The sequence below is a fragment of the Streptosporangium amethystogenes genome, from assembly GCF_000721075.1.
GTDB lineage: Bacteria > Actinomycetota > Actinomycetes > Streptosporangiales > Streptosporangiaceae > Streptosporangium > Streptosporangium amethystogenes.
The window spans coordinates 1-251 of sequence record NZ_JOEQ01000207.1; the positions used below are offsets into that span (position 1 = coordinate 1).

General features: G+C 68.9%; 1 protein-coding gene. It reads left to right on the forward strand.

Annotation, left to right across the window (positions count from 1 at the left end; all coding sequences use genetic code 11):
* Positions 1–52: 52 nt before the first annotated feature.
* The coding region (locus IG98_RS46425) for a hypothetical protein (RefSeq protein WP_425428167.1) at positions 53–251 on the forward strand (199 nt) is incomplete at its 3' end.

The window sequence follows — 251 nt, forward strand, 5'->3', positions numbered from 1 at the left end:
TGCGCAGGTGGCGTTCTGGCGGTCGCGGTTGGCGGGGTTGCCCGAGGAGTTGGTGTTGCCGTTCGATCGGCCGAGGCCCGCGGTCGCCTCGCACCGGGGTGACACGGTCCGGTTGGAGATCGGCCGGGAGGTTCACCGTGGTCTGGTGAAGCTGGCGCGTGAGATGAACGCGACGGTGTTCATGGTGGTGCAGGCCGGGTTGGCGGCGTTGCTGACCCGGTTGGGGGCGGGTTCGGATGTGCCGATCGGTT